The organism is Xanthobacter sp. BG11Y11_SDJG, from assembly GCF_057364445.1.
Window position 1 is genome coordinate 1 of sequence record NZ_JBNFNU010000143.1, and the last position, 9,781, is coordinate 9,781.

At 69.9% G+C, this 9,781-nt stretch carries 9 protein-coding genes and 3 pseudogenes; 10 read left to right on the plus strand and 2 right to left on the minus strand.

The genetic code is table 11. The annotated features are described in order from the left end of the window. The first annotated feature begins 106 nt into the window (after nucleotides 1-106). The 10 genes and pseudogenes from AC2W7M_RS13105 (at nucleotide 107) to AC2W7M_RS13150 (ending at nucleotide 8,336) form a co-directional block, all read left to right on the plus strand. Nucleotides 107-1,186: pseudogene (locus AC2W7M_RS13105) on the plus strand (class 1 fructose-bisphosphatase). 17 nt (nucleotides 1,187-1,203) lie between these two features. Further along, entirely contained in the window at nucleotides 1,204-2,079 is an 876-nt protein-coding gene (locus AC2W7M_RS13110; protein WP_486132727.1) for a phosphoribulokinase, read from the plus strand. Nucleotides 2,080-2,266: 187 nt separating this feature from the next. Beyond that, nucleotides 2,267-3,730 (plus strand): annotated as a pseudogene (gene tkt, locus AC2W7M_RS13115) (transketolase); the annotation flags it as partial. Nucleotides 3,731-3,865: 135 nt separating this feature from the next. Further along, complete coding sequence (locus tag AC2W7M_RS13120; RefSeq protein ID WP_486132735.1) at nucleotides 3,866-4,201, plus strand: transketolase-like TK C-terminal-containing protein; 336 nt, start codon at nucleotides 3,866-3,868, stop codon at nucleotides 4,199-4,201. 232 nt (nucleotides 4,202-4,433) lie between these two features. Then, the gene (gene fba, locus AC2W7M_RS13125) at nucleotides 4,434-5,498 is read left to right on the plus strand and encodes a class II fructose-bisphosphate aldolase (RefSeq protein WP_486132728.1); all 1,065 of its coding nucleotides are present in this window, start codon (nucleotides 4,434-4,436) and stop codon (nucleotides 5,496-5,498) included. Beyond that, entirely contained in the window at nucleotides 5,498-6,190 is a 693-nt protein-coding gene (gene rpe, locus AC2W7M_RS13130) for a ribulose-phosphate 3-epimerase (RefSeq protein WP_486132729.1), read from the plus strand. The genes fba and rpe overlap by 1 nt, the downstream gene beginning before the upstream one ends. Nucleotides 6,191-6,295: 105 nt before the next feature. Further along, nucleotides 6,296-7,113, plus strand: a pseudogene (locus tag AC2W7M_RS13135) (exodeoxyribonuclease III). A gap of 139 nt (nucleotides 7,114-7,252) precedes the next feature. After that, nucleotides 7,253-7,837: a patatin-like phospholipase family protein gene (locus AC2W7M_RS13140; protein WP_486132730.1), complete on the plus strand. Its 585-nt coding sequence runs from the start codon at nucleotides 7,253-7,255 to the stop codon at nucleotides 7,835-7,837. Further along, the gene (locus AC2W7M_RS13145) at nucleotides 7,834-8,112 is read left to right on the plus strand and encodes a hypothetical protein (protein WP_486132731.1); all 279 of its coding nucleotides are present in this window, start codon (nucleotides 7,834-7,836) and stop codon (nucleotides 8,110-8,112) included. Before AC2W7M_RS13140 ends, AC2W7M_RS13145 begins: the two co-directional genes overlap by 4 nt. After that, entirely contained in the window at nucleotides 8,109-8,336 is a 228-nt protein-coding gene (locus AC2W7M_RS13150; RefSeq protein WP_486132732.1) for a hypothetical protein, read from the plus strand. The genes AC2W7M_RS13145 and AC2W7M_RS13150 overlap by 4 nt, the downstream gene beginning before the upstream one ends. 12 nt (nucleotides 8,337-8,348) lie before the next feature. On the opposite strand, the gene AC2W7M_RS13155 is transcribed toward AC2W7M_RS13150, so the two are convergent. After that, entirely contained in the window at nucleotides 8,349-8,831 is a 483-nt protein-coding gene (locus AC2W7M_RS13155; protein WP_486132733.1) for a Crp/Fnr family transcriptional regulator, read from the minus strand. A gap of 42 nt (nucleotides 8,832-8,873) precedes the next feature. Continuing rightward, a complete protein-coding gene (locus tag AC2W7M_RS13160; RefSeq protein WP_486132734.1) occupies nucleotides 8,874-9,560 on the minus strand; it encodes a response regulator transcription factor in 687 nt (228 codons plus the stop codon). Between the last annotated feature and the right edge of the window lie 221 nt (nucleotides 9,561-9,781).

Here is a 9,781-nt window from a genome sequence, read left to right on the forward strand (position 1 = left end):
GACCCGGACGCCGACCGACCCGACGACCCGCCGACGCGCCCGTCGCCCCAAACCATGACCGGCCCGCCGAACGGGCCGCGCGGAGGACACCCTCAGGGAGACCGCCATGCTGGAGAAGACCGCCGAAACCCGGCCCGCCGCGACCTTCGCCAAGGGCATCACGCTCGCTGCAGCACTTGACGACTGGGCCGGGGAGGACGCCCGCCGGCAGGACGTCGCCGCGACCATTGCCGCGCTGGCGCGCGGCTGTACCGCGCTCGCCCGGCGCATCGCCGAGGGTCCGCTCGGCGGCGACCTCCGGGGCCACCGTGTCCGCCGGCGAGGCGGGCGAGGGGCAGAAGGCGCTCGACGTGATCGCCGACGAACTCCTGATCACCGCGCTCCATGCCGCCCCGGTGGCGGCGGTCGCCTCCGAGGAGGACGAGCTTCCGGTGCCGCTGAAGGCCGGCGCGCCGCTGCTGGTGGCGCTCGACCCGCTGGACGGCTCCTCCAACATCGACACCTGCCTCTCGGTGGGCACGATCTTCGCCGTGCTGCCCAGTCCGGACGGCATCGACGGGGCCGCGCCGGCCGCCTTCCTCCAGAGCGGGCGCAGCCTGCTGGCGGCGGGCTATGTGATCTACGGCCCGCACGTGGCGCTGATGCTCACGGTGGGCGCCGGCACCTGGCAGTTCGTGCTCGACGCGGACGGCGTCTTCCGCCTCGCCGATCCGGCGGCGCGGGTGCCCCAGGGCACCGCGGAATTCGCCGTCAACATGTCCAACTACCGCCACTGGGACGCGCCGGTGCGGCTCTATGTGGACGACTGCATCTCCGGCCGCGAAGGCCCGCGCGAGCGCGACTTCAACATGCGCTGGGTCGCCTCCATGGTGGCGGACGCGCACCGCATCTTCGCCGCGGCGGGGTCTATCTCTATCCGGGCGATGCGCGGAAGGGCTACGGCCAGGGCCGGCTGCGCCTGCTCTACGAGGCCTTTCCCCTGGCCTTCCTGATGGAGCAGGCGGGCGGGGCGGCGACCGACGGGCGCACCGACATCCTCGAACTCACAACCGCCGCCGTCCACCAGCGCACGCCGCTCGTGTTCGGGTCGAAGGACAAGGTGGAGCGCGTCCGGCGCTATCACCTCGCCCCGGCGGGCGAAGCCGACCGTGCGCCGCTGTTCGCGCGTCGCGGCCTGTTCATCTGAGCCGGAAGGAACGCATCATGTCCGTCCGGCATCCCATCATCGCCGTCACCGGCTCCTCCGGCGCCGGCACCACCTCGGTGAAGCGCACCTTCGAGCAGATCTTCCGCCGCGAAGGGGTGAAGGCCGCCTTCGTGGAGGGCGACAGCTTCCACCGCTACGACCGCTTCGAGATGCGCGCGCTGATGGCCGAGGAGGGCAAGAAGGGCAACAGCCACTTCAGCCATTTCTCGCCGCAGACCAACCTTTTGCCGGAGTTGGAGGCGCTGTTCGCCGACTATGGCGCCCGCGGCACCGGCCGCACCCGCCACTACATCCACGACGCCGAGGAGGCGAAGCTCTACGGCGCCGAGCCGGGCCGCTTCACGGACTGGCGCGACATCGAGGAGGGCACCGATCTTTTGTTCTACGAGGGCCTGCACGGCGCCTCCGTGACCGAGGGCGTCGACGTCGCCCGGCACGCGGACCTGAAGATCGGCGTGGTTCCGGTGATCAATCTCGAATGGATCCAGAAGATCCACCGGGACAAGGCGACGCGCGGCTATTCCACCGAAGACGTCACCGAGACCATCCTGCGGCGCATGCCGGACTACGTGCGCTACATCTGCCCGCAATTCACCGAGACCGACATCAATTTCCAGCGCGTGCCCACAGTGGACACGTCCAACCCGTTCGTGGCGCGCTGGATCCCGACGCCGGACGAATCGATGGTGGTGATCCGCTTCAAGAATCCGCGCAGCATCGATTTTCCCTATCTGCTGTCGATGATCCAGAACAGCTTCATGTCGCGGGCGAACTCCATCGTCATCCCCGGCAACAAGCAGGACCTCGCCATGCAGCTCCTGCTGACGCCGCTGATCCTGAAGCTGATGGACCGGAAACACCGGGCGGGATGAAGGGCCGGCGCCGTGCGCCGCGAGACCCGCCGCCCCAAACAAGGTTCCTGGGAGGATTGTCATGACCCCGATGAGCGCCGCCGCCGAGGCCGTCGCCACCCCTGCCCTCGCCAGCCCTGCCCCCGCCGTGGACCGCGCGCCGGGCACGCTCGGCTGGCCCGTCACCGCCGCGCTGCGCGCGCTCGCCATGGATGCGGTGGAGGCGGCGAAGTCCGGGCATCCCGGCGCGCCCATGGGCATGGCGGAGATCGCCGCCGTGCTGTGGCGCTCCCATTTGCGGCACAATCCCGCCGATCCGTCCTGGCCGGACCGCGACCGCTTCGTGCTCTCGAACGGCCACGGCTCGATGCTGCTCTACGCGCTGCTGCACCTTACCGGCTACGATCTGCCCATGGACGAATTGCGGCGCTTCCGCCAGCTCCATTCGCGGACACCCGGCCATCCGGAATTCGGCCTGACGCCTGGGGTAGAGACCACCACCGGGCCGCTCGGCCAGGGGCTCGCCAATGCGGTGGGCATGGCGCTCGCCGAGAGGACGCTCGGCGCGCAGTTCAACCGGCCGGGGCTCGCCATCGTCGATCACCGCACCTTCGTGTTCCTGGGCGACGGCTGCCTCATGGAGGGCATCAGCCACGAGGCGTGCTCGCTTGCCGGCCGGCTCGGCCTCGGCAAGCTCGTCGCGTTCTGGGACGACAACGGCATCTCCATCGACGGCAAGGTGGAGGAGTGGTTCGCCGACGACACCCCGGCGCGCTTTTGCGGCCTATGGCTGGCAGGTGATCCGCGTCGACGGCCATGACCCGCCGCCATCGACGCCGCCATCACCGCCGCGCTCGCCGACACCGCGCGCCCCAGCCTGATCTGCTGCCGCACCGCCATCGGCCGCGGCGCGCCCACCAAGCAGGGCCACCAGGACACCCACGGCGCGCCCCTCGGCCCGGACGAGATCGCCCGCGCTCGCGCCGCCATGGGCTGGGATCATGCGCCGTTCCAGCTTCCTGCCGAGGTCTATGCCCAGTGGGATGCCCGCAAGGCCGGCGCCGCCCGGCAACAGGCCTGGGAAGCGCGCCTGGCGGCCTATGAACGGGCCTACCCGCCCGAGGCGGCGGAGTTCCGCCGCCGGCTGTCCGGCGACCTCGCGGAGGGGTTCGCCAGCGTCTTCGCGGCAGCACGCGACGCCGCCCTGGAGAAGCGGGAGAGCGTCGCCTCGCGCAAGGCGAGCCAGCAGGCGCTCGCCGCGCTGGCGCCCATCGTGCCGGAACTGCTCGGCGGCTCGGCCGACCTCGCCCACTCCAACCTCACCACCTATCCCGGCGCGCGCCCGGTAACGCGCGATCCGGCCGGAAACCAGGTGTTCTACGGGGTGCGCGAGTTCGCCATGGCGGCGATCGCCAACGGGGTGGCGCTGCATGGCGGCTTCATCCCCTTCGTCGCCACCTTCCTGGTGTTCTCCGACTATGCCCGCAACGCCATTCGCATGAGCGCGCTGATGGGGCAGCGGGTGATCTACGTGCTCACCCACGATTCCATCGGCCTTGGCGAGGACGGGCCGACGCACCAGCCGGTGGAGCATGTGGAGAGCCTGCGCCTCATCCCCAATCTCGACGTCTGGCGCCCCTGCGACGCGGTGGAGACCCTGGAGGCGTGGGGCGCGGCGCTCGCGCGCAAGGACGGGCCGTCCGCCCTCATCCTGTCGCGCCAGAACCTGCCTGGCCAACCGCGCACGACGGAGCAGGCCGACGCCATCGCCGGCGGCGCCTATGTGCTGCGCGAGAGCGAGGGCTGCGTGCGCGCAATCCTCGTCGCCACCGGCTCAGAAGTGGGGCTCGCGGTCGCTGCCGCGGAAGAGCTCGAGGTGAAGGGCATCGCCACCCGCATCGTCTCCATGCCCTGCCGCGAGCGCTTCGAGGCGCTGCCCGAGACCGCGCGCGCCGCCTTGTTCCCGCGCGGCATCCCGGTGGTGACGGTGGAGGCGGGCGTCACCCGCGGCTGGCGCGGCCTCGCCGGGACGCGCGGCGACGGCCTCATCGCGCTCGGCATCGACCGCTTCGGCGAAAGCGCGCCGGAAAAGGACCTTTGGCCGCTGTTCGGCCTCACCCCCGCGGCGGCGTCGAGGCGGTGAAACGGGCGCTGGGGTGAGGAGACGAGTCCCGGCCGACTGCAACGAAGCGAAAGCGCAGTGGAAGGAGAGCCGGGACCCAGCGCAAAGAATCGCCGAAGGCGCCTTGATCCGCAGCGTTTCGGGCAGAAGCCGGCTGCGCCGGCTTTTCCCCTGGACCCCGGATCTGCGCTCCAGCTGCGCTGTCGCTTGTCCGGGGAACAACGGTAACGATCGAATCCAAAAGGAGAGGACAATGCCCCTCGTTTCCCTGCGCCAGCTGCTCGACCATGCGGCGGAGCATGGCTATGGCCTGCCGGCCTTCAACGTGAACAACATGGAGCAGATCAAGGCGATCATGGAGGCGGCCCGGGCCACCGCGTCGCCGGTGATCCTCCAGGGCTCGGCGGGGGCGCGCAAATATGCCGGCGAGCCGTTCCTGCGCCATCTGGTGGCCGCCGCGGTGGAGGCCTATCCCGAGCTCCCGGTGGTGATGCACCAGGACCATGGCGCCTCGCCCGCGGTGTGCATCGGCGCCATCAAGTCCGGCTTCTCCTCGGTGATGATGGACGGCTCGCTGAGGGAGGACGGCAAGACGCCGGCGGACTACGCCTACAATGTCCAGGTCACCGCCCGCGTCGCCGAGCTGGCGCACGCCGTGGGCGTTTCGGTGGAGGGCGAACTGGGCTGCCTCGGCTCGCTGGAGACCGGCCACGGCGAGGCCGAGGACGGCCACGGCGCCGAAGGCGCGCTTTCGCGCGACAAGCTGCTCACCGATCCGGACGAGGCGGCCGCGTTCGTCAAGGCGACGCAGTGCGACGCGCTCGCCATCGCCATCGGCACCTCGCACGGCGCCTACAAGTTCACCCGCAAGCCCACCGGCGACATCCTCGCCATCGACCGCATCAAGGCGATCCACCAGCGCATTCCCACCACCCATCTGGTGATGCACGGCTCGTCGTCCGTGCCGCAGGACCTGCTGGAGGAGATCCGCGCTTATGGCGGCGACATCAAGGAGACCTACGGCGTGCCTGTGGAGGAGATCCAGGAGGGCATCCGCCACGGCGTGCGCAAGGTGAACATCGACACGGACATCCGCCTCGCCATGACCGCCGGCCTGCGCCGGGTGGCGGCGAAGAGCCCGTCGGAATTCGACCCGCGCAAGTTCCTCGCCGCCGCCATGGAGGAGGCGCGCAAGGTCTGCGTCGCCCGCTTCGAGGCGTTCGGCGCGGCGGGGCAGGCGGAGAAGATCAGGCCCATCGACCTCGACGACATGGCGAAGCGCTACGCCTGCGGATCGCTCAGCCAGGTGGTGCATTGATGGCCCGCCAGCCGCCCGTCATCGCCCCCTCGATCCTCTCGGCCAACTTCGCCCGGCTCGGCGCGGAGGTGGAGGCCGTGCTCGCGGCGGGAGCGCAGTGGATCCATTTCGATGTCATGGACAACCACTATGTGCCCAACCTCACCATCGGCCCGCTGGTGCTCAAATCCCTGCGGCCGCTCACCACGGCGCCCGTCGACGTGCACCTGATGGTGAAGCCGGTGGACGCCATGATCGAGGCCTTCGCCGACGCCGGCGCCGACCTCATCTCGTTCCATCCCGAGGCCAGCGAGCACGTGGATCGCTCGCTCCAGCTCATCCGCTCGAAGGGGGCGAAGGCGGGCCTGGTGCTGAACCCGGCAACGCCGCTTTCGGTGCTCGACCATACGCTGGACCAGCTCGATCTCGTGCTGGTGATGTCGGTCAATCCCGGCTTTGGCGGCCAGGCCTTCCTCCCCGGTGCGCTCGGCAAGCTCGCCCGCGTCCGCGCCCTCATCGATGGGTCGGGCCGCGCCATCCGCCTGGAGGTGGACGGCGGCGTGAAGGTGGACAATATCGCCGCCGTCGCCGCGGCGGGCGCCGACACCTTCGTTGCCGGCAGCGCCATCTTCGGTGCCGGTGACTATGCCGCCACCATCGCCGCCATGAGGACGCAGATCGCCCAGGCTCTCGGCGCCGATCCGGCAGCGTAGGCGATCCCCGCATGCACCCAGGCGGCGGCCGACCGCTGCCTTGCGTCCCGCCTGCGGGGCGGCTAAGGCTTGCCCTTCCCGCCGATACCGGACCTGCCCTCCGCCTTGTCCCTCACCGTCTGCACCTGGAACATCAATTCGGTCCGCATCCGCCTTCCCATCGTGCGCGATGTGGTGGAGCGGCTGAAGCCGGACGTCCTGTGCCTGCAGGAGACCAAGTGCCAGGACGACAAGTTCCCGCTCGGCGCCATCCGCGACATGGGCTTCGAGCACATCGCGCTCAACGGCCAGAAGGGGTGGCACGGGGTCGCGACCTTCTCGCGCCACCCCTTGTCGACATGGGCCGCGGCGAGTTCTGCGGCAAGGGCGACGCGCGCCATGTGAGCGTCACTCTCGGCCCCGAGGCGGGGCTCGGCAAGCCGGTGACGGTGCATAATTCTACGTCCGCCGCGGCGCACGTGCCGGATCCGGATCTGAACCCGAAATTCGCGCACAAGCTCGCGTTTCTCGACGAGGTGACGGCCTGGCCGGCGCTGCGCGCGGACGCGGTGGACCCCGAGCGCCATGCGGTGGTGGTGGGCGACCTCAACATCGCGCCGCTGGAGACCGACGTGTGGAGCCACCGCCAGCTCCTCACCGTGGTCAGCCACACGCCCGTGGAAGTGGAGAAGCTCGGCGCCTTCCAGGCGTCGGGGCCGTGGGTGGACGTGATGCGGGACATCGTGCCGCCGGCCGAGAAGCTGTTCACCTGGTGGAGCTACCGCTCGCCGGACCCGACGGTGAACGACCGCGGCCGCCGCCTGGACCATGTCTGGGCCAGCCGCTCCCTGGCGCCCCATGCCCGCGCCATGACGGTGCTGAAGGAGGCGCGCTCCTGGCAGAAGCCCTCCGACCACGTGCCGGTGGCGCTGACGTTCGGGTGACGCGGTATCGGTTTGATTCTTAGACCGTTTCTGAGCTGCGCCTGCGGCGGCGGGGCGGGCCTTGTTCGCTTTCGACCGCAGGTGCTGTATCCTGGCGACGTGGCGTTCACGGGAGGCTGGCACGATGCGGCGGCGAGACGTGTTGGCGTTGGGCGCGGCCGCGCTCATGTCCGGCGAGGCGACGGCCCAGGGTACAACTGAGGGCGCAAGCCAGAGAGCGGCGCAGGGGGCCGACCCGGCCGGCGCCGGCAATTCCGGCTCCTTGGTGCCGCGCGCCGGCTGGAATGACGGGCTCGCCCATCCCATCCCCTATCAGCCGCGTCTCGGCGCCGGCAGGCAACGCGGCCTCGTGCTCGGCGGCGGTGGAGCTTATCTGGTTGCCTGGATGACAGGATATGCCCACGCTTTGAAGTCGAAGGGCGTGGACCTCGCCAGCGCCGACATCGCGGTGGGCACCTCGGCGGGCTCGCTGCTGGGCGCGTCGCTGCTCGGCGGCCACATGTGGCGGCTCTCGGCGGAACTCGATGTGCTGGGCCGGTTTCCGGCGCTGTTTGCCGAACTGATCCCCAATATCCCGCCCAATGTCAGCCAATTGCGGGCACGGGCCGCAGCCACGAACGCCACGGCGGCCGATCCCGCGACGATCCAGGCCATCGGCCACGCTGCCATGGCGGCGCGCAACCCGGCCGGCCAGAGCAGTATTTCACCTCGGTCAAGCGGTTGATCGGCGAAGAAAGCTGGCCCTCGCCCAATCTCTACACCACCGCCAACGACTGCTATACGGGCGAGCGGATCGTGGTATCGAGCCAAGCCGGCATCCCCATAAACGTGGCCTGCGCGGCGAGTTCCTCGCTCCCGGGCCAAATGGGCCCTACCTGGCTGAAGGACCGCCTGTGCATGGACGGCGGCATCTGCCAGACCAGCACCCATTGCGACGTGGTGGCGGGCGTTTCGCGGGCGCTGGTGATCTCGCTCTCCGACGGCGGCCCGACGCGGTGAAGACGGGCCTGCGCACCTCGGGCATGCCGAACACGCTCCAGGAGGAGATCCGCACCCTGGAGAGCCAGGGCACCCGGACAATCCTCAAGGTGGTAGGCCTGATGCCGGGCCTGAGCGTCTTGGACAGCATCATGGACCCGAAACACATCGCCCCGTGCCTGAAGAACGGACACGAGCGTGGCCTTGCCGACGTCGACGAGATGAAGGCTTTCTGGAACGCCTGAGGCCGGCCCGCCTCAGCGCCGGCGCGGGCCGAGGCCTTCGCTCTCCAGGCGCTCGGCGACGCCGCCCAGAGCGCTGAGGGTCTCCTCAAGGCGTGCCGCGAACATCTTGCGCATGCGCTGCGCCACGTCCGGGAAGCCCTCCAGGGTGCGCAAGAAGGTGGAGCGCGACAGGCGCATGAGGGTGCACGGCTCCACCGCCACCGCCGTCGCCGGCCGGGTGTTGGCGAGGATGAGCGACGTCTCGCCGATCAGCGCCACCGGCTCCACCTCCTGCAGCACGACGGGCTCGGCCCCCTCCTTCTCGCGGATGAACCGGATCAGTCCCGAGGCGAGCACATAGCCGCAGTCGGCGTCGTCCCCGGCCTTGAACAGCACGTCGCCCGCAGCGAGCATCCTTTGTTCCGAGCTGATGGCAAGGATGCGCAGCGCCTCCCCGTTCAGGATGTCGAACGTGGGCACCTGCTGGAGCAGGGCAATGTCCGTCTCCAGGCTCAAGGGCGGTTCTTTCGGCGGGCGGGCATCGGGGCGGCCTTCTGCTCAGGGGACGAGCTTGTATCCCCCGGCCTGGGTGGCAAGAAGCGTGGGGTTGGACGGATCGGGCTCGATCTTCTGGCGCAGCCGGTAGATGTGGGTCTCCAGCGTGTGGGTGGTGACGCCGGAATTGTAGCCCCAGACCTCCTGCAGCAGGGTCTCGCGCGGCACCGGCGTCTTCCCGGCGCGGTAGAGATAGCGCAGGATCGCGGTCTCCTTCTCGGTGAGTCGGATCTTCGAGCCGCGCTCGGTGAGCAGCAGCTTGGCGCCGGGCCGGAACGAATAGGGGCCGATGGCGAACACCGCGTCCTCGCTCGCCTCGTGCGAGCGCATCTGCGCGCGCAGCCGCGCCAGCAGCACCGCGAAGCGGAACGGCTTGGCGATATAGTCGTTGGCGCCGGCCTCCAGCCCCATGATGGTGTCGCTGTCGGTGTCGTGGCCGGTGAGCATCAGGATCGGCGCCTTGAAGCCGTTGCGGCGGATGTGCCGCACCGCCTCGCGCCCATCCATGTCGGGCAGGCCCACGTCCATGATGACGATGTCGATGGCGCCGTTCTTGGCGGTCTCGATGGCGGCCTGGGCGGTCTCCGCCGGCACCGGCTCGAACTCCTCCTGGATGGTCAGCTGCTCGACGAGGGCGTCGCGCAGCTCCGGGTCGTCCTCGACCACCAGGATTTTCCAGGCGTTGGCCATGACAATCCTCCTGCGCCCTGCGGGGCGCGCGAATCGCGCCAGTACAGCATGCCGGCGCGAGCATGCAAATTCCCGACCGCCGGGCGAGGTTTATAGGTAAATTGATGGGGCATGAAGGATGAACATCCTGTGGGCATCTCACGTCTCCGGGTGCGCCGGCGTCCCGGCGCGCGCCATTTCGGCCTGCTGCTCGCGGGCGGGCGGGCCATCGCGGTGGCGCT